Below are 24,546 nucleotides of genomic sequence, written 5' to 3'. Positions count from 1 at the left end.
CTGCCGGTGAGTCAGACCAACCCGGCGACCCACCCCACCATCCTCACTGTCTGCCGCCGACCCGCCCTCCTGGGGAGCGGGCTGCCGCCCGACCCGCCACGTCAAGACGGCCTTGACGCACGGTCGGACGCTGGCGGGTCGGGCGGTGGTCTGCTCGGCTCGCCCGGGTCGACGGCTGGCGGGATGGCCTGCGCAACCACCCACGGACCGCAACACGCCGACGGGGTTGCAACCATCTCGGAGCCCGAGCGCCCCCGCCGGAGGCGCAGTAACCGCAACCCCGCGACCGCGCCAGCTCGCCGACGCGGCCGGCGTGCCCTCCCCTACGCCGCGCGGGCTCGTGGCCGCGCGGCCCGGCCGGCTGCCGGCCACCCTCCACCCGGTCAATGCCCCTGTCGTTCTGCGGCGGCCCCTTGGGCTCCCCGCTTCCGCGCCAGCCGCCGGGCGTGTTGCGTGGCCGGAGTCGGAGCGCCAGCGGAGCGATGGACGCGCGCCCAGGCGGCGGCGCGTGCGGCCCGTTCAGGGCCGCCTTGATAGACGTAAGGAAAGTTCTCCCACACGGCCGGCAGCCGGCTGTCGTACTCCGCTTGATGCGCGACAGGTTGACTTCAGATGATGCGTGACGCTCCGCCGAGGCGCGTCGCTACGTGCCGTAACGCATGCGGTCAGGCGAAATCCGAGCGGACGATGAGTGTCACGTCGCTGCTGGTCGCGATCACCAATGTGCGGCCGGACGGTGAGAAGCCGGCGGCGCGCAGTTCGGAGTAGTCAGCATGGAATACGTGCCACCAGGTCGTGCCCGGTGGGCCCTCATAGCCACCGCCATCGGCGGACAGCAGGATGCGATGGTTCGGCCACTCGGGCGCCACCACGTCGATGGTCCAGCCGTCGTCGGTCGTGGCGTGCAGGCCGCCGCCGAACAGTCCGGCGATGCGTACCCGCGTGCCCGCCAGCACGCCGATGCCCGGACAGGCCAGGTCTGGCCCGGATGGTTCTGCGTCGTCGGGGTCGGGGTGACGGTCTCGGGCGATCTTCGCACCCGTTGCGGCGTCGATAAGGCCAAAGCCGTCCATCGAGACGACCATCAGCAGGTCTACGCCGGTCTGCGGGTGGACATCGAAGCCGACGCCTTGTAGCCCGCCCACCGGTATGTAGCGCCACGCCTGGTTGAGGTGTCGCCATGGCTTCGGCGGTGCGACGACCGGGGCTGCCAGGAACTTCCCCCGCAGCTGCTGTTGGTATTCCGAGAGCATCCCGTTGTCCTTCGACGCCGGCGGCCGGACGGCCTCGCGGCCTTCTACAGATCCGATCGCGCTGAGTGACGGTCCGGCATTCCACCGGGCCATCGGTGTCACGCATCATCCGACGCTGATCCGTAACGGATCAAGTGAAGCTCGACAGGCCGGCAGCCGGCTGCCCCGGATCGGCGGCCGCTGGCGCCACCAGGGCTCTGCTGGCCCGCCGCTACTCGGCCTCAGCCAGGTAGCCGACATGCGGTGACCCGGCCGCTAAGCGGACGTTGTAGTCCCAGTGGCGCAGCGCCTGCATGATCTTTTCAGCGCCGGCGGGGTTCGCTGAGTGGACGTAAACGACGCCGATATCGAATGGGCGCTCCTCGAACGCGGCCCGCTCCAACACCTCGACGACCGGCCAGATCGTGTCGTCCTCGCCGAGGTCGTGATCCAGCCACAACTCGTCCAATCGCTGTCCGCGGTGGCGCTCCAGCGCCTCGATACCGGCCCTGCTGGTACGCGCAACGTGTGCCACCCGGCCATCAACAAACGAGCGCAGGTCGTCAACCAGCACTATTCCCGGCAGCTTCTCGGTCACCACGGCACCATCCTTGGGCCAGCACGCCGCCATCGCCACCGCTATTGGGGCCCGCACTTGGCACCGGACTACGGCGGGTTGACGTGTCGGTACCCGGTGCTACTCTGACGTTCGTCGAGCACGCTAGCGCGGCCTTCCTGCCGGATCGCTGGACTCGACGTCGGAGATGCTGAGCGGCCTGTCTGCCGCTGGTGCGGGCCACGTCCTGTCGGCTCTCGATCGCACCGGCCGCTATGCCGGTCTCCCGAATCCGCTGAGTGGCCCAGCACGGTCTTCCCTGCCGTCCACAATGGCCCGGATTCGCACTGCTCCACGGGTGAGGCAGCCTGCGGCAACCCGCCGGATGCCGATATCCCAGGCTCCCCACCCGTGCCGGCCCGATCACCAGGTTCACGAGCGTGTTAGGACATGACCCATCGGCGGGAAGTGGCATCACCACGAATCCGCCCTCCGGCGTCAGCCGCCCTCTCGGCGGTGCCAGGAGACACGACGAACACCACCAGCGGACAGGCTCCACGGCTGGTGGTGCTTCGTCTCCCGTCCCTGCCACCCCCGGAAGAGGAGACAGTCGTGTCCACCCCGCTCGCCATCTACCGGCCCGGCCTCGCCGTCGGCCGTGACGCCCAGGTCCTGCATCGCGCCGCCACCCCGGAGTTCTCCGGCTGGCTGGAGCACACCCGCCCCGCCGGCGGCTGTGCTCGCCCGATCCGCCTCACCGGCACGATCGCCGCCGTCGACCGGAACACCGGCTGCATCACCGGCCAGCTCCACACCGACGCACTGCCCGACCGCACGCTGTACAAGGCGTGCGGCAACCGCCGCGAATCGCAGTGCCCGGACTGCGCCTGGGTCTACCAGGGCGACGCCTATCAAGTCGTCTGTCGCGGGCTGACCGGCGGTAAGGGCGTCCCTGACTCGGTCGGCCGGCACCCGGTCGTCTTCGCCACCTTCACCGCCCCCTCCTTCGGCCCGGTCCACCACCGCCACGTCCCGCGCCACACCTGCCGCAGCCGGCAGCGCTGCGACTGCCGCCCCGCCCCCTGCCGCGCCCGCAGCACCGCCGGCACCTGCCCGCACGGGCAGCCCGCGGCGTGCTTCGCCCGCCACGACGCCGACGATCCGCAGCTCGGCCAGCCGTTGTGCCTGGACTGCTACGACCACGCCCACCAGGTCGTCTGGAACTACTTCTCCGGCGAGCTGTGGCGGCGCACCAAACAGGGCCTCGAACGGCACCTCGCCGCCATCTGCCGCAAGCGCGGCGTCCCCCTCGTCCGCGTCGTCACCGCCTCCGGCAAGGTCCGCTGGGTGCCGCCCGTGCGGGTGTCCCACGGCAAGGTCGCCGAGTTGCAGCGCCGCGCCGCTGTTCACTTCCACGTCCTGCTACGCCTCGACGGCGTTGACCCCGACGACCCGGACGCGCTCGTGCCGCCACCGGACGGCATCACCTTCGACGACCTGGAAGACGCGATCCACGTCGCCGCCCGGCAGATCACCGTCACCACGCCACCGCACCCCGACCAGCCCGACGGCTGGCTGATCGCCTGGGGCGAGCAGGTCGACGTCCGACGGATCAACAGCACCGACGGCGGGCTGACCGACGGCAAGGTGGCCGCCTACCTCGCTAAGTACGCCACCAAGGCCACCGAAGCCACGGGCCACTCGTCCGCCCGGCTCACCCCGGCCACGGCCGACGACTACGCCGATCCCGAAGGCGACCACGTCGCCCGCCTCATCGACGCCTGCTGGCATCTCGGCAGGCCCACCCACACCGACACGAGCAGCGGCGCCGCAACCGCCACCGACCGTCAAGACAGCCTTGACGCCAAACCCAACATCTACGGCGGCTTGCGCCGCTGGGCACACATGCTCGGCTTCGGCGGCCACTTCCTCACCAAAGCCCGCCGCTACTCCGTCACCTTCCGCCTGCTCCGAGACACCCGCGCCACCTACCGCCGCACCGAAGACAACGAACCCGCCGACTCCATCACCGTCGGCACCCTGGCCTACATCGGCTCCGGCTGGCTCTCCGAGGGAGACGCCCTGCTCGCCAACACCGCCGCCCGCAAGCGACGCGAGAGCAGACGCATCGGCCGGGAAGAACTCGCCCACGAAGCCTGGCTCACCGGAGCCGCCGCATGAACCACGACCTCCGCCCCCGCTGGTACTCGCCAGCAGAAGTCGCCGTCCTGCTCGGCTTCGGTATCTCCAAGGTCAAGATGAAGGTCGCCACCGGCGAGCTGCGCTCCATCAAGGACGGCAAGTACCGCCGCATCCTGCCCGAATGGGTCGACGACTACATCCGCGAGCAGGTCGAACGCCAGGAGGCCGCCTGATGCTCGGACGTGCCCGAGCCAACGGTGAAGGGTCGATCTTCCCGTACCGGAACGGCTTTGCCGCGTACGTCTGGGTCGAGAAGCCGGACGGCAAGCGGGGCCGGAAGTGGGTCTACGGCAAGAGCCGCGAGGAGGTGCACGACAAGTGGATCAAGTTGCACGGGCAGGCTAAGGCCGGCCCGGTGGCGACCCGCTCTCCGACGGTGGGGGAGTACGCCGGCTACTGGCTGCGCGAGATCGTCAAGCCAAACCTCGCCCCGGGCAGCTACGTCACCTACGAGGTGGTGGTCCGGCTCTACCTCGTGCCTGGGCTGGGCCGGAAACGCCTCGACAAGCTCCGGGTCAGCGACGTGCAAACCTGGATCAACGAGGTGGGGCGGACCTGCCAGTGCTGCGCCCAGGGCAAGGACGAGCGGCGCAAGCCCGCGCAGCAGCGCTGCTGTGCCCTCGGCCGCTGCTGCCGGGATCTGCCCTCGGCAACCAGCGTCACCCATCTGCGGACCGTGCTCCGGACGCTGCTCTCCCAGGCCATCACCGAAGGGCTGATCTCCCGCAATGTCGCTTCCCTGGTGAAGCTGCCACCGGTACGGAAGCGCAAGCGGAAGGCGTGGACGAGCGACGAGGCGCGGCGCTTCCTGGAGTCCGCCCGCGCCGACAACGATCCGCTCTACGCCGCGTACGTCCTGGTCCTGGTGCTCGGTCTGCGCAAGGGCGAGATGTTGGGGCTCACCTGGGCTGACGTCGACCTCGGCGCGGGCGAGTTGACCATCGATCGGCAGCTCCAGCGGGTCGGTGCTGAGCTGCTGCACCGGGAGACGAAGACGGCCGCCTCGGACGCCACCCTGCCGCTGCCGGACATCTGCACCGTGGCGCTTGGCCGCCGCCGTGCCGCCCAGACCGCCGCCCGGGATGCCGCCGGCCCTGCCTGGCAGCCCTCGGAACTCGTCTTCACCACCCGCTACGGCCGGCCGCTTGAGCCACGGAACTTCAACCGCTTCTGGGACCGTCGCTGCGACACGGCAGGCGTTCGGCGGATCACCGTCAGGGACGCCCGGCGTACCTGTGCCTCACTCCTGGCGGACCTGGACGTGCACCCTCGGGTGGCGATGCAGATCCTCCGGCACGCGCAGTTCGCCATCACCATGGAGATCTACACGGTGGTCTCGTCGGCGGCCACCCGCGACGCCCTCAAGCGGCTCGGCAAAGCACTCGACCGGTGACTCGTGATTCGTTTACGTCATCAAGTCTGTAGGCGGCTACTGCTGTACTTCACTGCTGTACGCGCCGCGCAGACAGAAACAGCGGCCCTGAAAGGGCCGCTGAGCTGGAACGGAGTGGGCCGCCAGGGACTCGAACCCTGAACCTATGGATTAAAAGTCCACAGCTCTGCCATTGAGCTAGCGGCCCGAGCCCTCAGGCTACCGGACCTTGGCCGGCGAGGCCTTCCGGCTTCCGGCCGCCCGTCGATGCCCCGCACGACCCCAGACGCCCACGCATGCCCCCGAGCCTTTCGACCATGGTCAACAGGGGGCGCACCGGGTGAGGCTGACAGGCATGAGAACGATCGCCCTTGCCGCCGCCACCGGAGTCACCGGACTCGTGGCGGGGCTCTTCTTCGCGTACTCGTGTTCGGTCATGCCGGGTCTGGCCGCGGTCGACGACCGGACCTTCGTCGAGACCATGCAGTCGATCAACCGGCGGATCCTCAACGGCTGGTTCCTGGCGGCCTTCCTCGGCGCGGTGCTGTTGATCGCCCTGGCGGTGGCGCTGCACCTGACCGCCGGCGGCCGGGCGCTGGCCTGGACGGTCGCCGCGCTGGTGCTCTACGGCGCGACGCTGCTGATCACCATGCGGTGCAACGTGCCGCTCAACGACCGGCTGGACGCGGCCGGGTCGGTGGACCGGATCGCCGACCTGGCGGCGGTGCGGGAGAGCTTCGAGGCGACCTGGGTGCGGTGGAATCTGGCCCGCACGGTCACCAACGTCGCCGCCTTCGCCTGCCTGGTGGCCGCGCTGGTGTCCCGGCGCGCCGGCTGATCGACTCCGGGGCGGCGAGGTGGCGGTGCCCGGGTGGGTGGGAGGGCGCGATGTCGGCGAGACGGAGTCGATCAATCGGGCGGGTCTGAAACGGCGGGGGCGGGGAATCGGGACGGGATGAGGATGAGCAGCACCCCGGCCGTGGCGGCGTCGAGCGAGGAGACCGGGCCGGACGGGACCCGGGCGCCGGGCGGTGAGGTGCACGCCTGGCGGCCCGGCCAGAACTCCACCGTCTGCGGGCTCCAGCTCAGCCGCACCCGGCTGCGCCGCTTCCCGCACGTGCCGTTCGACTACACCTCGACCGACGTGCTCACCGAGGCCGACCCGGTCGCCTTCATCTGCCCGCGCTGCCTGGCCGCCACGCAGGGCCGCCGCAAGCAGGAGAAGAGCTGGGTACGCGAGTCGCCCCGCCCCTGACCGGTGCGGGGGTTGGAGTCCGGTTCAACGGGTACGGCAGCCCGCATGCGGATCGTCATCGTGGGTGCCAGCGGCAACGTGGGGACCGCCCTGCTGCGCCGGCTGCGCCCGGAGTCGGGGCTGGAACTCATCGGCGTGGCCCGGCGGCTGCCCGGCCCGGACGCCGGTGAGCCGTACGACCGGGTGGAGTGGCACTCCTGCGACATCGGGGCGCCGGGCGCGGACGGGAAGCTCGCCGCGCTCTTCGCCGGGGCCGACGCCGTCGTGCACCTGGCCTGGCAGATCCAGCCCAGCCACGACCGGCGCACCCTCTACCGGACCAACGTCGGCGGCAGCCGCGCGGTGATCGACGGCGTCGTCCGGGCCGGCGTTCCCAGCCTGGTGTACGCCTCGTCGGTCGGCACGTACGCGCCCGGCCCGAAGGACCACCCGATCAGCGAGCGCTGGCCGGCGACCGGGGTGCCCGGATCGTCGTACAGTCGGGACAAGGCCGAGGTGGAGGCGATGCTCGACCGCCTCGAATCCGAGCACCCCACCGTGCGGGTGGTGCGGCTGCGGCCCGGGCTGACCTTCCAGCGCGACGCGGGCACCGAGATCAGCCGGTACTTCCTCGGGCCGCTCGCCCCGGTTCGGCTGCTGCGCTTCGGGCGCATCCCGGTCGTACCCGCGCACCGTCGGCTGCGGATGCAGGCGGTGCACGCGGACGACATCGCCGACGCGTACGCCAGGGCGGTTCTGGGTGAGGCGCGCGGTGCCTTCAACGTCGCCGCGGACCCGGTGCTGACTCCGGAGCTGGTGGCCCGGCACTTCAAGGGCTGGACGATCCCGGTGGCCGCCCCGGTGCTGCGCGCCGCCGCCGCGCTGAGCTGGCGGTTCCGGCTGCAACCGATCGACGTCGGCTGGGTGGAGCTGGCCCTGAACGCGCCGCTGATGTCCAGCGAACGCGCCGAGACCGAACTCGGCTGGCACCCGAAGGTGGACGCCCTCACCGCCCTGAAGGACCTCTTCGCCGGCATGGCCGCCCGCGCGGGCACCACCGCCCCACCCATGTCCACCGCCCCCGACCTGCCCGGCCGCCCCGCCGCCCTCCTCAAGGCCCGCACCCCCGGCCACGGCAACCCCTACTGACCGGTCCTCCCACCCCGCCGCCGTCGATCATGAAGTTGTTGTCACGGCACGCCGGTGCGGCGGGCAACAACTTCATGATCGACGGGTGGGTCAGCTCAGGCGGGAGGAGGTGATGGTGGGTGGGTGGGCGCCGAGGAAGAAGATGCCGGGCAGGCCCTGGGTCTCGAAGCCGTCGCTGGGGTTGCGGCGCAGGGTCGAGCGCTCGATCTTCAGGGTGCCGGTGCGGTCGTTGCTGACGAAGAAGATCGCGCCGCCGCCCTCGTTGGCGTGGTTGTTCTCGACGAGGGCACCGGCGATCCGCACAGTGAAGTCGTTGCCGTCGCAGTAGATCGCGCCACCGCTGCCGCCGCCGGAGGTGCCCGCCCGGGCCGGGTTGGCGCCGCTGCCGACCGCCTTGTTACCGGTGAAGACGCTGTTCAGCACCGTCCAGGAGACGCCGATGCTGCTCAGCGCCGCCCCGTTGGCGCAGACCCCGCCGGTGAAGGTGCTGCTCACCACGTACACCGGCTTGTTGTCGTACTGGCTGAGCACCCGCAGCGCCGCGCCGCCCAGGTCGGGGCCGGTCCGGTCGCAGCGGTTGCCGATAAAGCGTGAGTTGACCACCTTGACCCGGCCGCCGCGTACGAAGATCGCGCCGCCCCCACCGCCCTCGGTCCGCTCGCCGGTGGAGTTGCCGTCGGCGAAGGTCAGGTTCTGCACGGTGAGCTGCGGGTGGTCCTGGTTCTGACAGTGCGAGGTGGTGAAGCCCTGCGCAGCGTCGCAGGTGTTCAGGTAGAGGATGCGCCGCTCGCCCCCGCCGGAGAGGGTGACCTTGCCGCCGCCGTCGAGCACGATCCGCGCCCCGACCTTGTTACGGACCTTCGCGGTGGCCTTCATCCGGATCGTCACCGGGTCGGGGCCGCAGTCGAAGGTGATGATCCCGCCCGCCGCGACCGCCCGCACCACCGCGTCTGAGGTGCAGCTCGCCGGGGTACCCGTGCCGACCGTCCTGGTCGGACGACTGGTGTCGACCGCCCGCGCCTCGGCCGGGACCGTGGCGCCGCCGTTCGGGTTCCCCGCCCGCAGTGGCGAGCCGGCGGTCGTCGACGGCTTCGGGGACGCGCTCCTCCCCGGCCCGCCCAGGCCGCTGCGGCCCGCCGGTCCGCTCGACGGGCTCACCGTGGGGGCGGTCGACTCCACGGTGGACCTCGCAGTCGGAGCCGCGCCGTCCCCGCTTACGGCGCAGGCGGGCAGGGCGGCGGTGACGACACCGAGGGCGAGCAGGCAGACAAGGGATCTCACGCGCACCCGCCGATGCTAGAGGCGCGCGCAGTCTGCGGCGATTCCTCCGCCGAGGCTTAACCCACCGCTAAACCGAGCTGCGTCGGTCGATCCACGCGCCTCCCTGGCGGCGAGGCGGCCGGGCCGTCCCCGCTGCCCTCGCCACCATCGCCGCCGGGCACCGCAGTGGCGTGCCGCGTTGCCCGCGGGTTGATCCTCGCGCTTGCGGCGGGTCGCGATGTCCCGCCTCAGGAGAGGGGCGACCCGCCGCAACCGGAGTGGATCAGGCCTGCGAGTGGCCGGCGGGTGGTCAGGCGTGGGAGAGGGCGAAGGCGGTCAGGAAGCCGAGGACCGTGATCAGGCCGACCAGCAGGTGGGCGTCCTCGAACGCCTCCGGCACCATGGTGTCGGTGATCATCGCGAGGATGGCGCCGCCGGCGAGCGCGGAGATGGTGGCCAGCACCTCCGGCGGCGCCCCGCCCAGCAGCGTGTAGCCGGCGAGCGCCGCCACGCCGCTGACCAGCGCGATCATCGTCCAGAGCAGGAAGACGAACCGCCGGGAGCGGCCGGCCTGGCGCATACCGGCTGCGCTGGACAGCCCCTCCGGTACGTTGCTCAGGAAGACCGCCACCACCGTGACCAGGCTGACCGGGCCGCCAGCGAGCAGGCTCGCGCCGATCACCACCGACTCGGGTACGCCGTCCAGCAGCGCGCCCACCGCGATCGCCGACCCGGAGCCGGGCTGTTCCTGCTCGCTGGGCTGCTCGTCGCCGGAGCGCTTGCGGTGCCGGGCGCCGCGCCGGGCCAGCAGCAGGTTCGCCCCGGTGTACGCCAGCGCCCCGCCGGCCGCCCCGATCGTGGTCGCCAGCAGTCCACCCTGCTCGTGCGACTCGGCGATCAGCTCGAAGGAGACGGCGGAGAGCAGCACGCCCGCACCGAACGCCATGACCGAGGCGATCACCTTGCGGGGCACCCGGGCGAAGAACCCGACGACGGCCCCGATCAGCAGTGCCGAACCGGCCAGCAGACCCCAGGCCCCCGCTTGCAACCACTCCGGCATCTGGCGGACGGTACCCGACTCCCCGAACCCGAAAACCGCTTCCCGCCCGGACGTCACCGCCCTCACGGAGCCCACCCGCGAACCCCCGCACGACCCGCGCCAACCCGCCCAGACGCGCGCACTTTCTCGGAAAGAGTGGCCTCCGGCCGCGAAATGGGCCCGCTTTCTCTGAATCTGCGCGCAGCTTGACGCCCGGGGTGGGCGGGGGCGGGGGGGTGGTGGGGGGTTAGAAGTCGGCGAAGAGGTAGGGGAGGGCGCGGGGGAAGAGGCGGCGGAGTTCGGCGGCGGCGTCCGGGGCGATCGAGCCCAGCCCTCGGACGGCTACCTCGGCCGGGTCGAGGACGCCGTAGGCGAGGGCGGAGAGCCCGGCGGCGGTGAGGGTCGCCGACGGCGCCGGGCCGCCGGTGGCCAGCTCCAGGTGGCCGGTGGTGCCGTCGAGCAGGTGGGTGCCGGCCAGCCAGCGGTCGCCGACCAGCTCGACCCGGACCCGGCCCGGGCCGGCGGGGAGGCCGGCGAGCGCGTCCAGCGACAGCAGTCGGGCCATCGGGGCGGGTGAGCCCGGGCGGGAGACCCGCGCCTCGACGTGTACGGCCAGGTCGGTCAGCCAGAGTTCGGGCAGCTCGTCGGCAGGGATCTGGAGAGTGATCCGGTCGACCTGGTCGACGTGCCGGGCGAGGAACTGCAACAGCAGTGCCCGGGCGTACGGGTCGGTCACGAGTAGGTCGTCGCCGTGCAGCTCGCCGCCGTGGTCGTCGATGCGGTAGGTGAGCGCGCCCATCGTCGTACCGTCGATCCGGGCCGTGACCAGCCAGCGGTCGTCGCGGTCGCGCAGCCCGACGGCGCGGAACTCCGGGAAGATCGCGAAGCCGTGCCGCTCCCGTACGCAGCGTTCGGTGAACGCCCGGTATCCGGCGTAGCCGGCGCCGATCCGCTCCCAGGTCACCTCGCCGGGCAGCTCGGCCCGGAGCAGCGGATCCAGGTCGGCGGGGGAGAACCGGGCGGTCCGCGCCCGGGGCAGCCCGACGTAGCCGAAGCGCTCGTAGAAGCCGGCCCGGAACGGGTACAGCGCGGTCAGCGGGTGCCCCTCGTCGCGCATCTCGTCGAGGAGCTGGTGCAGCAGCGCCCGGACGTGCCCCCGCCGGCGGGCCAGCGGGTGGGTGGCCACCCCGGCCACGCCGGCCATCGGCAGCACCCGCCCGCGCAGGTTCTGCCGCATCGGGATGGCGCTCGCCGCCGCCTGCGTCTCCCCGCCCTCGTCGACGACGAGCGTCCGGTTGCCCTTGTTGTACGGCAGGTACCGGTGGAACGCCTCCACCCGTTCGCTGCTCAGCGGGGACGCCTCGAAGGCGTACGCCTGGAGCGGGAAGCTGGTGGTCAGGCGTTCCTCGGCGGCCAGACGACGGATGAGCATCCGTCCATCCCAACCCGGCCGGCGGTCCGCCGCAACCCGATTGGTCCGGTTCAGCCCTCCGTCAGGTCGGAGACGACCACGGTGACGTTGTCCGGCGCGCCGGCCTGGTGGGCGAGCTTGACCAGCTGTTCGCCGCAGAGTTGGCGGTCGCCGTACGTGGTCAGCGCGGCGTGGATCGCGGCGTCCTCCACGTAGTCGGAGAGGCCGTCGCTGCACAGCAGCAACCGGTCGCCGACGAACATGGTCAGCACCCCGATCGCCGGTGGGGCGTCCGCGCCCTGCACGGCGCGGGTCACCAGGGACCGCTGCGGGTGGTGCCGCGCCTGGTCGGGGGAGAGCGCGCCCTGGTCGACCAGCGCCTGCACGAAGGTGTCGTCCCGGGTGAGCTGGGTCAGGTCGCCGTCGCGCAGCAGGTAGCAGCGGGAGTCGCCGACCTGGGCGAGGACCAGGATGTCGCCGGCGAGGAGGCCGGCGGTCAGCGTCGTACCCATGCCGTCGCGGGTCGGATCGGCGGCGATGGCGGCGCGGATGCGCTGGTTGGCGGTGGCGACCACGGCGCGCAGCGCCTCGGCGGCCTCGTCGGCGACGGTCGGCGGGACCAGCTCGTCCAGGATGCGGATGACGATCTCGCTCGCCACCTCACCGGCGGGGAGCCCACCCATGCCGTCCGCGACCGCCACCAGGCGGTCACCGGCGAGGGCGGAGTCCTCGTTGTTGGTGCGGACCAGGCCGACGTCGTTGAGGATGGCCGAGCGGAGGATCAGCGTCATGCCCCAAGCTTGCCAAGAACACCCTTGATCCGTCTCTACGCACTAGTGCGTAGGGTGGCAGAAATGATGCCGGTGTCCATGGTCGGACGCGCCGGCGAGCGTGCCGAGCTCGACCGGGCGTGGTCCACCGTGGTCGACGCGGGCCGTCCGTCGCCCGCCGTCACGGTGATCACCGGGGCGGCCGGGGTGGGCAAGAGTCTGCTGGTCGCGGCGGCCGTGGAGGGCTTCTCGCCCCGCCCGGCGGTGGTCCTGTCCGGCGCCGCGCGGCTGCACGACCCCGCCCCGTACGACTGGTTGGCGGCGGTGCTCAGCGGCCGCGACACCAGCGGTCTCGATCTCCCGCCGGATGCGCTGGCCTGGCTCGCCCAGCAGCCCACCGCGCCGCGCGAGCGCTACGCCCCCGGCACCCTGCTGCGGCTGGCCGTGCGGACCGTCCGGCGGCTGGTCGGCGCCGGCCCGGCCGTGCTGGTGGTGGAGGACCTGCACGCCCTCGACCCGGCCAGCCTCAACCTGGTCGGCGAGCTGGCCACCGCCGGTGACCTGCCGGCCCTGCTGGTGGTGGCGAGCCGGCCGCCGGCCGACGCGGTCGCGCCGGACCTCGCCGTCCGCGTCCTGTCCCGGCTCTGCGGGGTACGCGGCGCCGTGCGCCAGCACCTCGGCCCGCTCGGGGTGGCCGAGGTGGCCGAGGTGCTGGCCCAGGTGTACGACGGCACCCGCCCCGCCGACCGGATCGCCACCGCCGTCTGGCGGCGCACCGGCGGCAACCCGTTCGCGCTCACCGAGCTGCTCGCCGCGCACGCCGGCCGGGGCCTCGAGGCGTTGGCCGAGCGGCCGCTGCCGGAGCACCTGCGGCCGCCGGCGCCCCGCCCGGCCGCCCCGCCCGACGCCGAGCTGACCGGCCGGGAGGTGGAGGTGCTCGGCTGCCTGGTCGCCGGGATGTCCAACAAGCAGGCGGCCCGCGCCCTCGGCATCTCGGTCCGCACGGTCACCGTGCACGTGTCGAATCTGCTGCGCAAGACGGGCTCGGCGTCACGCACGGAGGCGGCGCTGTGGGCGGTACGGCACCGCGTCCCGACCCGCCCGCTGGGCTGAGCGGTCCGCTCCCGCCTCGTAGGCGGGCACGGTGGACGGGCGGGAGCCCGCTGATGGCCGCCGCTAGGGTGGCCGCGACGACGGGGGGTGCGGGGATGGCGGGACGGCTGCAACCGGTGCTGGCCGGCGTGGTGACCGCCCTGGTCGGCTTCGCCAGCTCGTTCACGGTGGTGCTGGCGGGGCTGCGGGCGGTCGGGGCGGACGAGGCCCAGGCCGCCTCCGGGCTGCTCGCGGTCAGCGTGGCGTCCGGGCTCTGCGCCCTCTGGCTGGGGCTGCGGCACCGGATGCCGATCGCGATCGCCTGGTCCACCCCCGGCGCGGCGCTGCTGGTCGCCACCGGCCCGGTCCCCGGCGGCTGGCCCGCGGCGGTCGGCGCGTTCCTGCTCTGCGGGGTGCTCATCGTGGCCGCCGGTCTCTTTCCCGTGCTCGGTCGGGCGGTCGCCGCGATCCCGGGCCCGGTGGCGGCGGCGATGCTGGCCGGAGTGCTGCTGCCGCTCTGCACCGCCCCGGTGCGGGCGCTGGTCGAGGTGCCCCGGCTGGCCGTACCGGTGATCGTCACCTGGCTGGTGCTGCACCGGTTCGCCCGGCGCTGGGCCGTGCCGGCGGCGCTGGTGGTGGCCGCGGTGACGATCGCGCTCACCTCGCCGGCCGGGGGCATCGGCGGGTTCCGGCCGGTGGTCGAGCTGACCGCGCCGGCGTTCACCGTGCCCGCGCTGGTCGGGCTGGCGCTGCCGCTCTTCCTGGTCACCATGGCCGCCCAGAACGTCCCCGGTACGGCGGTGTTGCGCGGCTACGGCTACCAGCCGCCGCTGAACGCGGCGCTGCGGGTGACCGGGCTGGCCAGCGCGCTCGGCGCGGCCCTCGGCGGGCACGCGGTGAACCTCGCGGCGATCAGCGCCGCCCTGGCGGCCGGACCGGACGCCCACCCGGACCCGGAGCGGCGCTGGATCGCCTCGGTCACCGCCGGCCTGGGGCTGGCGCTGCTCGGGCTGGGAGCGGGGGTGGCGACCGCGCTGGTGCTGCTCTCCCCGCCGGTGCTGATCGAGGCGGTGGCCGGGCTGGCGCTGCTCGGCGCGCTGGCCGCGGCGGTCGCCGCGGCGGTCGCCGAGCCGGAGAGCCGGGAGGCGGCGGTGGTGACCTTCGTCGTCACCGCGTCGGGGGTGAGCCTGCTCGGGGTGGCCGGCGCGTTCTGGGGCCTGCTCGCCGGCTGGCTGATGCTGCTGCTCTTCCGCCGGCGTGCCGCGTCGCCGCCGGCCGGCCCGTCCACCCCGGCCACGGTGCCGGCACCCTCCCGCGCGGCTGCTCGGCTCGGTGCTGCCGCACGAACTCGGCCACGCGCTGAGAACGGATCGGGTGAGGTCAGCCAGGCCGGCTCGGCCCAGACCGGATCGGGTCAGTTCGGGTCGGACGGGAGCGGGTCGGATCCGGCCGCGCCGGCCGAGGCCGGCGGCGAGGTCACGAGGCGTTGACCGTCACGTCCACCGCCAGCACCCGCAACCGCGCCGGAGATGCTGGTGTGTCGGGCGGGGCGGCCTCGGGTGCCGGGTGCCTACCGAACTCGCTGTCGATCTGATGACGTAGACGACTCACCGGGTGTTGGGTGCCGGAGACCGGCCTTGAGTCGTTCGCGTCATCAGGTCGACAGCGCGTCGACCACACCTGTGGTGGCGGACGCGAGCCCGAGGCCCGGTCGGTCGGCACGTCCCCGCCGTCGCCGCGAGTGGGCGGTCACTCCTCCGGGGGGAGGTCGCCGACGCCGACGCCGAGGCGTACCTGGCCGTCGGTGACGGCGGCGATCTGGTCGGCCAGCACGTAGACCGCGCCGGTGCGGGCCAGCTCGGTGGAGACCTTGAGGTAGCCGGTACGCAGCAGCCGGGCGGCGAGGTCGGCGGGCACGTCCGGCTCCTCCACCGCGGCCGACTCGATCAGCTCGTCGAGGCTGCCGCCCGGGTCGGCGGTCGGCGCCTGCACGGTCACCGCGTTCGGGTCACCCCGCTGCACGAGGTCGACGGTGCCGACCTCGACGCCGGCCGTGTCGATGACCCGCATGCCTGTGGTGACCCGGGAGATGGCCGCCTGCTGCTCGGTGCCCTGCTGCTTCATTCCCGGGCGGTTCCCGGGCCGGCGCGCCGCTAAACGCCGCCGCTCGGCGGGGCCCAGGCGCTCGGCGGGCGCGGGGAGAGCTCCCGCCAGCCGTCGGTCCCCTCCAGCAGGGCCCGGACGGTCTCCTCGGCCTCCTCCGCGCTGCCGTACTCGTAGAACTGGGAGACACCCTCCGCGCCGCCGGCCCGCTGCTCGACGTGCCAGCGGTCGGCGTCCACCCGGAGGAAGACGTCCCGCCGGGCCAGTCGCCCCCATTTGCCGTTCCACCAGTGCTTGCGCTGTTCCATGGCCGGACTCTATCGAACATGTGTGCGACACGGGGCGGCCCCTGTGGGATTCCCACAGGGGCCGATGTGCATGCGGTCGCGTCAGCGCGGCGTGGGCGGCTCCGTACGTCGACCGAGCACGTCGTCGAGCGCGCCCCGCTGCTGCGCCGGGGTGGTGTGCCCGCCGGCGACCAGGGCGTCCCGGATCTCGGTCAGCAGCTTGACCTCCTCGCTGGGCGCCTTCGGCGGCGGCTCCTCGCCCCGCCGACGCCGCTCGGCGAGCCGATTCATCGGGAAGACGACCAGGAAGTAGAGCGCCGCCGCGGTGAGCAGGAAGGTGATCAGGGCGTTGACGAAGGCCACCCAGTCGAACGGGATCTCCCGAAAGGTCGGGGTGGACCCGGTCAGGCCGTTCTTGCTGCCCGTGAGCAGCGCGATGAACACCCGGACCAGTGGTTCCAGGAACGACTTGGTCAGCTGCGTGACCACGCCCGTGAACGCGGCACCGATGACGACACCGACCGCGAGGTCGACGACGTTGCCGCGCATGATGAAGTCTTTGAAGCCCTTGAGCATCCGCACTCCCGTGCTGTCCGATTCTGCGTCCGGGACAACCTATGCCCCGGAGGGCGGTTCCAGAAAAGCACCGGCCTCGATCGCCGCGCGGCCCGGATCGCCGTCGGAGATGGCGGCGACGAGTCGACCGTGGTCGACGTACCGCTCGGGCTCCAGCGCGTCCCCCATGGCGTGGGCGACCGTGCTGCGCAGCGCCGTGCCGACCGAGGCGTAGAGCTCGGCGAGCATGCCGTTGTGGGCGGCGGCCACCACCGCGGTGTGCAGCGCCGCGTCGGCCTCCACAAACTCCGCCACCCGGCCCGAGCGCCAGGCGGCCTCGCGGGTGGCGAGCGCCCCGTCGAGCGCCGCCAGGTCTTCGGGGGTACGCCGCAGCGCGGCCAGCCGGGCGGCCTCCACCTCGAAGGCGCGCCGGACCTCGATCACCTCGGCCATCCGGTCGTCGGTGAGCCGGCGGGCCACCACCGGGGCCAGTTCGTCCGTGGAGACCACGTACGTCCCGGAACCCTGCCGGCACTCCAGCACTCCCGCGTGCACCAGTGCGCGGACCGCCTCGCGGACGGTGTTCCGCCCCACCCCGAGCGCGGCGACCAGCTGCGGTTCGGTCGGGATCCGCCCGCCGACCGGCCACTCGCCGCCGAGGATCCGCTCCCTGAGCTGCTCGATCGTCTGGCGTACCCGGTGGCCGCGCGGGGGCACGGCGACGGAATCGACGGTGGGTGTCACCGGTTACACCTGCTGCCGAAATTCATCCCATGATTGTAGGTTCGAGGTCATGACCCCGCCACCCACCTGCACCGAGGCCGAGGCGCCCGCCGCCGACCGGTCCGTCGCCGACCCGGGCGCGCCCACCGTCGACGTGTCGCCGGGGCCCGCGCCGGCCGCCGTCGCGCCCTCGGCCGGCCGGCCCTCGGCAGCCCGCGGCGGTGCGCTGGTGCTGGTCGGGATGCTCCTGGTCGCGCTCAACCTCCGCGCCGCGGTGACCAGCCTGGGTGCCCTCCTCGACGAGGTACGCACCGGACTCGCGCTCTCCGGCACGATGGCCGGTTTCGTCACCACCCTGCCGACGATCGCCTTCGCCGGGCTCGGCGCGCTCACCCCGTGGCTGGTCCGCCGCTACCCGCCGGCCCGGGTGCTGGTGGTGGCGATGCTCGCCCTCACCGTGGGGCAGGTGCTCCGGGTGGTCACCGACTCCGCGCTGGTCTTCGTGCTCACCAGCGCGCTCGCGCTGGCCGGCATCGCGGTGGCGAACATCCTGCTGCCGATGCTGGTCAAGCAGCACTTCCCGCACCGCACCGGGCTGGTCACCGGGGCGTACACGATGGCGCTGACGGTGGGCACGACGGTGGCCGCCGCCTCCGCGGTGCCCGTCGCGCACGCCTTCGGCTCCTGGCGGGCCGGGCTCGGCGTCTGGGCCGGGCTGGCTGCGGTGGCCGTACTCCCGTGGGTGCCGCTGGCGCTGCGGGCCCGCGCCGCCCGGCGGGCCGCGGCCCCGACGGCGGCCCCCGCCCCGCGGGTGCGGATCCGGCCGGAACGCACCCGGCTCGGCTGGGCCATGGCGGTCTACTTCGGCGCGCAGTCGCTCAGCGGATACGCGATCATGGGCTGGCTGGCCCAGCTCTTCCGCGACGCCGGCTACCGCCCCGAGGCCGCCGGACTGCTGCTGGCCGGGGTGACCGCGCTCGGCGTGCCGGTCGCGCTGGGAATGCCGACCCTGGCCGGCCGGCTGCGGACGCTACGACCGCTGGTGCTGGCGCTGACCGCCTTCTCCGCGGCCGCGTACCTCGGTCTGGCCGTGGCGCCGCACGGCCTCGCGCCGCTCTGGGTCCTGCTGCTCGCCCTGGGTCAGGGCGCGTTCCCGCTGATCCTGACCACCATCGGCCTGCGCGCCCGGACCGCCGAGGGCACGGTGGCGCTGTCCGCCTTCGCGCAGAGCACCGGGTACGTGATCGCGGCCCTCGGGCCGCTGCTGGTCGGCATCCTCTACGAGGCGACCGGGGGTTGGACGGCCCCGCTCGGGTTCCTGGTCGCCGCGCTGGTCGTGCAGACGACCGCGGGCATGGTGATCGCTCGTCCCCGCTTCATCGAGGACGAGCGCTGAGGGGAATCGGTCAGGAGGAGGCCGGTGTCGGATCGCCCGTCACGGCCTGCTCGACCGTGGGGTACGTGTGCAGCACCTCGACCAGACCGCTGACCTCGAGGATGCGCAGCACGCCGCGCTGCGGGGCGGCCAGCCGGACCTCGCCGCCGGCCTCGTCGCAGCTGTTCTTCGCGCGCACGAAGACCGACAGGCCGGTCGAGTCGCAGAACGACACGTCGGCCAGGTCGAACACGAGACGGCTGCGGCCCTTGTCGAGCAGGTCGGTGATCTGGTCCTGCAGCTGCGGTGCGGTCGCCATGTCGAGCTCGCCCGCGACCGAGACGACGACCACGTCGCCGCGCTGTTCCGTGTGCACCGTCAAGGACATTCGGACCTCCTGTTATCGGTGGAACGGTATCCCACGAAGGCGGGAACACGCAGAACGGGAGCGGGATCAGGTGTGCCTGATCATTTCTTTGCCTCGTGGCAAGTACCGCGCCGGTCGGCGGTGATAGAGTCCGGCCGGCCCAGCTCAGAGGAGGTAACCATGGCGATGACCAGGGAAGAGGGTGACCGGCTCGCCGGCCTGCTTACTGAGCATGCCGAGCGGATCGTCCAGCGCTGGACCGAGCTGGTCGCGACCTCGTTGCGTGGCCGGCTCAGCCAGGCGGAACTGCGCCTTCAGGTGCAGGAGCTGCACCGTAGCATGATCAATGCGGGTGCCCGAGGGCTCGCGGACATCTCCTCCGAGTCGGCCGCCGAACTGCGGGCCGTGCTCGGTGAGCTGTCGCGCAACCGGGCCCGGCAGGGCTTCTCCGCCACCGAGACCGCGGTCAGCATCTACGCGCTCAAAGAGGTGCTGGTCGAGCTGGCCGACGGCGCCGACGGCAAGCTGTCGCTGCGCGACGTCCTCGCCTTCAACGACGTGGTCGACCAGATGGGCCTGTCCACCTTCGAGACGTACGTGCAGGCCCGCGAGGGCCTGATCGCCGACCAGGCCGAGCAGCTGCTCGAACTCTCCACCCCGGTGGTCAAGATCTGGGACGGCGTGGTCGCCGTGCCGCTGGTCGGCACGCTCGACTCGGCGCGCGCCCAGGTGGTGATGGAGCGGCTGCTGCAGACCCTGGTCGACACCGGCTCGCCGTACGCGATCATCGACATCACCGGTGTGCCGGCCGTCGACACGCAGGTCGCCCAGCACATCCTCAAGACGGTGGTGGCCGCCCGGCTGATGGGCGCCGACTGCATCATCTCCGGCATCCGGCCACAGATCGCCCAGACCATCGTCGCGCTCGGCATCGAGTTCGGGGACATCGCCACCAAGGCCAGCCTCGCCGACGCGCTGCGGCACGTGCTACGGCTCACCGGCGTCGAGACGGCTCGCCGCCACCCGCGCCGGGAGGCGTGATGGAGCGGGTGCCGATCCTGAAGATCGGCGACATCCTGCTGGTCTCCATCCAGATCGACATGTCCGATCAGACGGCCGTCGCCCTCCAGGAGGACCTGGCCGAGCGGATCGTGGCCACCGGCACGCACGGCGTGATCATCGACATCACGGCGCTGGACATCGTCGACTCCTTCGTCGGGCGGATGCTCTCCACCATCGCCTCGATCTCCAAGGTGCTCGACGCCGAGACGGTGGTCGTCGGGATGCGGCCCGCGGTCGCCATCACGCTGGTCGAACTGGGCCTGTCGCTGCACGGCATCCGGACCGCGCTGAACGTCGAGCGCGGCATGGAGCTGATCGCGGCGAGCCGGGCGGACGACGACCTCGGGTTCGACGACGATCCGGAGGACGTGGAGTCAGGAACGGCGGCGACATCACCATGACCGCGGGCGTCGACCTGGGCCCGAAGGAACAGGCGATCGGCAGCGACGAGGACGTCGTCCGCGTCCGGCAGCTGGTGCGTACCGTCGCGGTGGCCGCCAAGCTCTCCCTGGTCGACCAGACGAAGCTCGTCACCGCGGCCAGCGAGCTGGCCCGCAACACGCTGATCTACGGTGGGGGCGGCGGTGCCGAGGTGACGGTGGTCGAGGACGGCCGGCGCCGGGGCGTACGGGTGGTCTTCGCCGACACCGGCCCCGGCATCCCCGACCTCGACCTCGCGCTGACCGACGGCTACACCACCGGCGGCGGCCTCGGGCTGGGCCTCAGCGGGGCCCGACGCCTGGTCGACGACTTCGACATCCAGACCGTCGTCGGCGAGGGCACCCGGATCACCGTCACCAAGTGGTCCCGGTGATCACCCACGCTGTTCCCGACCCCGGCAGCTGGTTCCGGGTCGAGAACAGCAGCGCCGCCAGCTCCGTGCGGCGGGCCGCCGAACGCCTCGGTGAGCAGCTCGGCCTGCACCCCGACCGGGTCGCCGAGCTCGCCATCGTCGCCGCCGAGCTGACCAGCAACCTGGTCAAGCACGCCGAGGAAGGACTGCTGCTGCTGCGGCCGGTCCGCGACGGCGACCACGCCGGCGTGGAGCTGGTCGCGATCGACTCCGGCCCCGGCATGACGGACCTGACCGTCTCCTCCCGGGACGGCCACTCCACCACCGGCACCCTCGGCATCGGCCTCGGCGCGATCAGCCGCCAGGCCAGCTGGTACGACGCCTGGTCCTGGCCCGGCAAGGGCACCGTCCTCGCCGTGCAGGTCTGGCCGAAGGCCGCGCCGCTGCGTCCCGACTGGGCGGCCGGGCTGACCCGGCCGATCAGCGGGGAGCAGGTCAGCGGCGACGGGCACGCCGTACGGGTGGCCGAGGGTCGGTACCAGGTGCTGGTCTGCGACGGCCTCGGGCACGGGGCGCTGGCGGGCGCGGCCGCCGACGCCGCGGTGGCCGCCTTCCGTACCGCGCCGGCCGCCCCGCCCGCAACCGTGGTGCAGCACCTCCACCGCGCGATGACACACACCCGGGGCGCGGCCCTGGCCGTGGCCGAGCTGGACCCGTCGGCCGGCGTGCTCCGGTACGCCGGGCTCGGCAACATCACCGGCGTCGTGCTCGGGGCCGCCGACGAGCGGCGGGGCCTGGTCTCGCTGCCCGGCATCGCCGGGCATCAGCGACCGTCCGTCCGGGAGTACGACTACGCCTTCCCGCCGGAGGCGACCCTGGTCATGCACAGCGACGGCGTGGTCGACCGGTGGCGGATCGGCGACTACCCCGGGCTGACCGGGCGATCTCCGCTGGTGCTCGCCGCGACCCTGCTGCGGGACGCCGGCGTCCGCCGCGACGACGCCTGCGTCCTGGCGGCGAGGACACCGGCATGAGCGCCGGCGAGCCGCTGCTGCTGATGGCGCTGCGGGTGGAGCAGGACATCTTCCTCGTCCGCCAACGCGGCCGGGAGGTCGCCGCCGCCGTCGGTCTGGAGCACCAGGACCAGGTCCGGCTCGCCACCGCGCTCAGTGAGGTCGCCCGTGACCTGTTGCGTACCGTCGGCGGCGCGGACGTCGCCTTCCACGTGGTGCACGGTCGGGACGGTCGAAGCGCGCTGCGCGTCGACCTCACCCCGGCCAGCCCTCTGCCCGGCGGCCGGTACGAGCCGCAGTCGGGCGCGGTGGCGCGTTTGGTGGACACCCTGGGGGTGACCAGCGAGGAGGGGGATACGGTCGTGAGGATGTCCCGACGTGTCCCGGCCGCCGCCCAGGCGCTGACCGAGGCGCGGCTGGCCGAGCTGCGCGCCGAGCTCGGGCACAGCGCGCCCGGCAGTGCCCTGGACGAGCTCGCCACCCAGAACGAGCAGCTCATCGCCGCCCTGGACGAGGTCCGCAGCCAGCGCGACGAGCTGGCGGTGCTCAACGCCGAGCTGGAGGAGACCAACCGGGGCGTGATGGCGCTCTACACCCAGCTCTCCGAGGAGCTGGAGGAGACCAACCGCGGCGTGGTGGCGCTCTACGCCGAGCTGGACGAGAAGTCGGCGCAGCTGCGGACGGCGAGCGAGTCGAAGAGCCGCTTCCTGGCCAACGTCAGCCACGAGCTGCGCGCCCCGGTGACCGCGATCATCGGGTTGGGGCGGCTGCTCACCGACACCGCCTCCGACCCGCTCACCCCCGAGCAGTCCGAGCAGGTGGAGCTGATCCGGGCCTCGGCGGCCGACCTGCTCTCCCTGGTCAACGCCCTGCTGGATCTGGCCAAGGCGGAGTCCGGGCGGATCGAGCCGGAGTGGGCCGACGTCGACCTGCGGGCGGTCTTCGGCCAGTTGCGCGGCACCCTGCGGGCGCTGACCAACCGGTCGGCCGTCGAGCTGGTGGTGGAGGAGCCGCAGGCGCCGGCCGTGCTCCGCTCGGACGAGGTGCTGCTCTCCCAGGTGCTGCGCAACCTGCTGCACAACGCGCTCAAGTTCACCGAGCGCGGCGAGGTACGGATGACCGCGCAGCGGGACGACGAGCGGTGGCGCCTGTCGGTCTCCGACACCGGCGTCGGCATCCCCCCCGAGCTGCACGAACGGATCTTCGAGGAGTTCTACCAGGTGCCGGGGGCCAGCCGGGTCGGCGGCACCGGCCTCGGCCTGCCGTACGCGCGGCGGTTGGTGACCCTGCTCGGTGGGACGCTGGAGCTGACCAGCGAGCCCGGCCGGGGCAGCACCTTCACCGTCGTCCTACCGGCGAGCGGGGCCTGACGATGGTCGGCGACCAGGCGACGGTGCTGGTGGTCGACGACAGTCGCACCAAGCGATACCTGCTGGTCAGCTGGCTGACCCGAGCCGGCTTCGCGGTCCGTGAGGCGGAGACCGGCACCGAGGCGCTGGAACGGGTCGCGACGGACCCGATCGACCTGGTGGTGCTCGACGTACGGCTGCCCGACATGAGCGGCTTCGACGTCTGCGAGCGGATCAAGGCGGACCACCCGGCGCTGCCGGTGATCCACGTGTCCGCGCACGCGGTCGACGTGGTGGACCGGGCGCAGGGGCTGACCCGGGGCGCGGACGCCTACCTGGCCGAGCCGATCGAGCCGGAGGAACTGGTCGCCACCGCCCACGCGGTGCTGCGCTACTACCAGGCGCGGCAGCGCGCGGAGCTGCTCGCCGAGCGACTCACCGGGCTGGCCGACACCACCGTCGCGGTGCACGCCGCCCCGAACTTCGCCCGCCTGCTGGAGGCGGCGGCCGCGGGCGCGGCCGACATCTTCAAGAGCCCGGCGGCGGTGATCGCCGAGACCTTCGACGGCGACTGCCTGGCCGGGATCGCCGCCGGGCCGGGCGCGAAGCCGACGATCGTGCCCTGGGTGGTGGACGACACCGGCGTGCCGACCGGGTCCACCGTGCGGGTGAACGATCCGGCCGAGTGGGGCCTGGTGCCCTGGCCGGCGGGGGACACGGTGACCGTGGCCGCCGCCCGGCTGCGCGAGGACCGCGCTCCGCTCTACGTGGTGGTGCCGACCGCGACCCAGACCGCGCGCACGCCGGTGCTGGTGCAGCTCTCCCAGGCGGTCGCCGCGGCGGTGGAGGCGCAGCGGTCGTTCGACGAGGAGCACCGGATCGCCGTCACCCTGCAACGGAGCCTGCTGCCCCGGCGGCTGCCCGAGGTCGCCGGACTGGACCTGGCCGTCCGGTACGAGCCGGCCAGCGCGCAGACCGAGGTGGGCGGCGACTTCTACGAGCTGGTGATGCTCGACGGCCACCTGTTGGTGGCGATCGGTGACGTGGCCGGCCACTCGCTGCACGCCGCCACGGTGATGGCCGAGCTGCGGCACGCCGTCCGGGCGTACGCGGTGGAGGGGCATCAGCCGGGGGTGATCCTGGACCGGCTCAACGAGCTGATGCGGACGCTGCTCCGCAACGAGCTGGCCACCCTCTGCATCCTGCTGCTGCACCCGCCCAGCGGTCGGATCCGGCTGGCCAGCGCCGGGCACCTGCCGGCGTTGGTGAGCGTCGACGGTCGGGTGGACTTCGTCCAGCAGTCGGCGCCCCTGCTGGGCGTACGGGCCGAGCGCCCCGACGACCTGGAGTTCGTCCTGCCGGCCGGCGCGACGCTGGTGCTCTACACCGACGGCCTGATCGAGCGTCGGGACGCCACCATCGACGAGGGCCTGGCCGCGCTGGCCGCGTGTGCCGCCCGGGTGGACGACGACCTCGACCGGTTCTGTCACCGCCTGCTGGTCGAGCTGGCCCCGCCGGAGATCCAGGACGACGTCGCCGTGGTGGCCGTCCGCCGCCGCCGCTGACCGCACGGCTCGTCCCGGCACGCAGGTTGGCCTGTGG

26 protein-coding genes and 1 tRNA gene are annotated in these 24,546 nt (G+C 73.0%); 15 read left to right on the top strand and 12 right to left on the bottom strand.

Annotated elements, in window-relative coordinates; translation table 11 throughout:
* Positions 1-665: 665 nt before the first annotated feature.
* Both V6U89_RS13030 and V6U89_RS13025 read right to left on the bottom strand, forming a co-directional pair.
* The gene (locus V6U89_RS13030; protein WP_334571211.1) at positions 666-1,253 is read right to left on the bottom strand and encodes a hypothetical protein; all 588 of its coding nucleotides are present in this window, start codon (positions 1,251-1,253) and stop codon (positions 666-668) included.
* A 211-nt stretch (positions 1,254-1,464) separates the two neighbouring features.
* On the bottom strand, positions 1,465-1,830 hold the full coding sequence (locus tag V6U89_RS13025) for a cyclic-phosphate processing receiver domain-containing protein (RefSeq protein ID WP_334571210.1): 366 nt from the start codon (positions 1,828-1,830) through the stop codon (positions 1,465-1,467).
* A gap of 570 nt (positions 1,831-2,400) precedes the next feature.
* On the opposite strand from V6U89_RS13025, the gene V6U89_RS13020 reads away from it, so the two are divergent.
* The 3 genes from V6U89_RS13020 to V6U89_RS13010 are packed head-to-tail and all read left to right on the top strand — an operon-like array spanning position 2,401 to position 5,383.
* Positions 2,401-3,969 carry a replication initiator gene (locus V6U89_RS13020; RefSeq protein ID WP_334571209.1) on the top strand — a complete coding sequence of 523 codons (1,569 nt, stop codon included), beginning with the start codon at positions 2,401-2,403 and terminating at the stop codon, positions 3,967-3,969.
* Positions 3,966-4,163, top strand: coding sequence for an excisionase family DNA-binding protein (locus V6U89_RS13015; RefSeq protein WP_334571208.1), 198 nt, complete (start codon positions 3,966-3,968; stop codon positions 4,161-4,163). The genes V6U89_RS13020 and V6U89_RS13015 overlap by 4 nt, the downstream gene beginning before the upstream one ends.
* Complete coding sequence (locus tag V6U89_RS13010; RefSeq protein WP_334571207.1) at positions 4,163-5,383, top strand: tyrosine-type recombinase/integrase; 1,221 nt, start codon at positions 4,163-4,165, stop codon at positions 5,381-5,383. The genes V6U89_RS13015 and V6U89_RS13010 overlap by 1 nt, the downstream gene beginning before the upstream one ends.
* 115 nt (positions 5,384-5,498) lie before the next feature.
* Here the strand turns inward: V6U89_RS13010 and V6U89_RS13005 are convergent.
* A tRNA-Lys gene (locus V6U89_RS13005) sits at positions 5,499-5,570 on the bottom strand.
* Between the two features lie 147 nt (positions 5,571-5,717).
* On the opposite strand from V6U89_RS13005, the gene V6U89_RS13000 reads away from it, so the two are divergent.
* From V6U89_RS13000 to V6U89_RS12990, 3 genes are all read left to right on the top strand, one after another.
* Positions 5,718-6,200, top strand: coding sequence for an anthrone oxygenase family protein (locus tag V6U89_RS13000; RefSeq protein WP_334571205.1), 483 nt, complete (start codon positions 5,718-5,720; stop codon positions 6,198-6,200).
* A 123-nt stretch (positions 6,201-6,323) separates the two neighbouring features.
* Positions 6,324-6,617 (top strand): hypothetical protein, encoded by a 294-nt coding sequence (locus V6U89_RS12995; RefSeq protein WP_334571204.1) that lies wholly within the window; start codon positions 6,324-6,326, stop codon positions 6,615-6,617.
* A 45-nt stretch (positions 6,618-6,662) separates the two neighbouring features.
* Complete coding sequence (locus tag V6U89_RS12990) at positions 6,663-7,745, top strand: NAD-dependent epimerase/dehydratase family protein (RefSeq protein ID WP_334571202.1); 1,083 nt, start codon at positions 6,663-6,665, stop codon at positions 7,743-7,745.
* 90 nt (positions 7,746-7,835) lie between these two features.
* Here the strand turns inward: V6U89_RS12990 and V6U89_RS12985 are convergent, their stop codons facing one another.
* From V6U89_RS12985 to V6U89_RS12970, 4 genes are all read right to left on the bottom strand, one after another.
* Positions 7,836-9,032 (bottom strand): hypothetical protein, encoded by a 1,197-nt coding sequence (locus V6U89_RS12985; RefSeq protein WP_334571201.1) that lies wholly within the window; start codon positions 9,030-9,032, stop codon positions 7,836-7,838.
* 283 nt (positions 9,033-9,315) lie between these two features.
* The gene (locus V6U89_RS12980) at positions 9,316-10,065 is read right to left on the bottom strand and encodes a ZIP family metal transporter (protein WP_334571200.1); all 750 of its coding nucleotides are present in this window, start codon (positions 10,063-10,065) and stop codon (positions 9,316-9,318) included.
* A 226-nt stretch (positions 10,066-10,291) separates the two neighbouring features.
* Positions 10,292-11,476, bottom strand: coding sequence for a GNAT family N-acetyltransferase (locus V6U89_RS12975; protein WP_334571199.1), 1,185 nt, complete (start codon positions 11,474-11,476; stop codon positions 10,292-10,294).
* Between the two features lie 50 nt (positions 11,477-11,526).
* Complete coding sequence (locus tag V6U89_RS12970) at positions 11,527-12,246, bottom strand: PP2C family protein-serine/threonine phosphatase (protein ID WP_334571198.1); 720 nt, start codon at positions 12,244-12,246, stop codon at positions 11,527-11,529.
* Positions 12,247-12,309: 63 nt separating this feature from the next.
* On the opposite strand from V6U89_RS12970, the gene V6U89_RS12965 reads away from it, so the two are divergent.
* Together V6U89_RS12965 and V6U89_RS12960 are read left to right on the top strand one after the other, a co-directional pair.
* Positions 12,310-13,338 carry a helix-turn-helix domain-containing protein gene (locus tag V6U89_RS12965; protein ID WP_334571196.1) on the top strand — a complete coding sequence of 343 codons (1,029 nt, stop codon included), beginning with the start codon at positions 12,310-12,312 and terminating at the stop codon, positions 13,336-13,338.
* Positions 13,339-13,433: 95 nt separating this feature from the next.
* Positions 13,434-14,807: a benzoate/H(+) symporter BenE family transporter gene (locus V6U89_RS12960; protein ID WP_334571195.1), complete on the top strand. Its 1,374-nt coding sequence runs from the start codon at positions 13,434-13,436 to the stop codon at positions 14,805-14,807.
* A 259-nt stretch (positions 14,808-15,066) separates the two neighbouring features.
* On the opposite strand, the gene V6U89_RS12955 is transcribed toward V6U89_RS12960, so the two are convergent.
* From V6U89_RS12955 to V6U89_RS12940, 4 genes are all read right to left on the bottom strand, one after another.
* Positions 15,067-15,441 carry a hypothetical protein gene (locus tag V6U89_RS12955; RefSeq protein WP_179802673.1) on the bottom strand — a complete coding sequence of 125 codons (375 nt, stop codon included), beginning with the start codon at positions 15,439-15,441 and terminating at the stop codon, positions 15,067-15,069.
* A 29-nt stretch (positions 15,442-15,470) separates the two neighbouring features.
* The gene (locus V6U89_RS12950) at positions 15,471-15,728 is read right to left on the bottom strand and encodes a hypothetical protein (RefSeq protein WP_334571193.1); all 258 of its coding nucleotides are present in this window, start codon (positions 15,726-15,728) and stop codon (positions 15,471-15,473) included.
* 81 nt (positions 15,729-15,809) lie between these two features.
* On the bottom strand, positions 15,810-16,283 hold the full coding sequence (gene mscL / locus V6U89_RS12945) for a large conductance mechanosensitive channel protein MscL (protein ID WP_334571192.1): 474 nt from the start codon (positions 16,281-16,283) through the stop codon (positions 15,810-15,812).
* 39 nt (positions 16,284-16,322) lie between these two features.
* Positions 16,323-17,006 (bottom strand): FadR/GntR family transcriptional regulator, encoded by a 684-nt coding sequence (locus V6U89_RS12940; protein WP_334571191.1) that lies wholly within the window; start codon positions 17,004-17,006, stop codon positions 16,323-16,325.
* A gap of 49 nt (positions 17,007-17,055) precedes the next feature.
* Between V6U89_RS12940 and V6U89_RS12935 the strand changes: the two genes are divergently transcribed.
* On the top strand, positions 17,056-18,381 hold the full coding sequence (locus tag V6U89_RS12935; protein ID WP_334571190.1) for an MFS transporter: 1,326 nt from the start codon (positions 17,056-17,058) through the stop codon (positions 18,379-18,381).
* Positions 18,382-18,391: 10 nt separating this feature from the next.
* Here the strand turns inward: V6U89_RS12935 and V6U89_RS12930 are convergent, their stop codons facing one another.
* Entirely contained in the window at positions 18,392-18,748 is a 357-nt protein-coding gene (locus V6U89_RS12930; protein ID WP_334571188.1) for an STAS domain-containing protein, read from the bottom strand.
* A gap of 159 nt (positions 18,749-18,907) precedes the next feature.
* Here V6U89_RS12930 and V6U89_RS12925 point away from each other — a divergent pair, with 159 nt between their 5' ends.
* The 6 genes from V6U89_RS12925 to V6U89_RS12900 are packed head-to-tail and all read left to right on the top strand — an operon-like array spanning position 18,908 to position 24,509.
* Positions 18,908-19,768 carry an STAS domain-containing protein gene (locus V6U89_RS12925; protein ID WP_334571186.1) on the top strand — a complete coding sequence of 287 codons (861 nt, stop codon included), beginning with the start codon at positions 18,908-18,910 and terminating at the stop codon, positions 19,766-19,768.
* Positions 19,768-20,190 (top strand): STAS domain-containing protein, encoded by a 423-nt coding sequence (locus tag V6U89_RS12920; protein WP_334571184.1) that lies wholly within the window; start codon positions 19,768-19,770, stop codon positions 20,188-20,190. Before V6U89_RS12925 ends, V6U89_RS12920 begins: the two co-directional genes overlap by 1 nt.
* Entirely contained in the window at positions 20,187-20,603 is a 417-nt protein-coding gene (locus V6U89_RS12915) for an ATP-binding protein (RefSeq protein WP_154940503.1), read from the top strand. The genes V6U89_RS12920 and V6U89_RS12915 overlap by 4 nt, the downstream gene beginning before the upstream one ends.
* On the top strand, positions 20,600-21,616 hold the full coding sequence (locus V6U89_RS12910) for a SpoIIE family protein phosphatase (RefSeq protein ID WP_334571225.1): 1,017 nt from the start codon (positions 20,600-20,602) through the stop codon (positions 21,614-21,616). Before V6U89_RS12915 ends, V6U89_RS12910 begins: the two co-directional genes overlap by 4 nt.
* Positions 21,613-22,965, top strand: a complete 1,353-nt coding sequence (locus V6U89_RS12905; RefSeq protein WP_334571182.1) for a sensor histidine kinase — start codon at positions 21,613-21,615, stop codon at positions 22,963-22,965. Before V6U89_RS12910 ends, V6U89_RS12905 begins: the two co-directional genes overlap by 4 nt.
* A 2-nt stretch (positions 22,966-22,967) precedes the next feature.
* Positions 22,968-24,509 carry a SpoIIE family protein phosphatase gene (locus tag V6U89_RS12900; RefSeq protein ID WP_334571181.1) on the top strand — a complete coding sequence of 514 codons (1,542 nt, stop codon included), beginning with the start codon at positions 22,968-22,970 and terminating at the stop codon, positions 24,507-24,509.
* The last annotated feature ends 37 nt before the right edge of the window (positions 24,510-24,546 follow it).

The organism is Micromonospora sp. CPCC 206171 (assembly GCF_036906755.1).
Classification (GTDB): domain Bacteria; phylum Actinomycetota; class Actinomycetes; order Mycobacteriales; family Micromonosporaceae; genus Micromonospora; species Micromonospora purpureochromogenes.
This window is presented reverse-complemented; position numbering and strand designations above follow the sequence as displayed.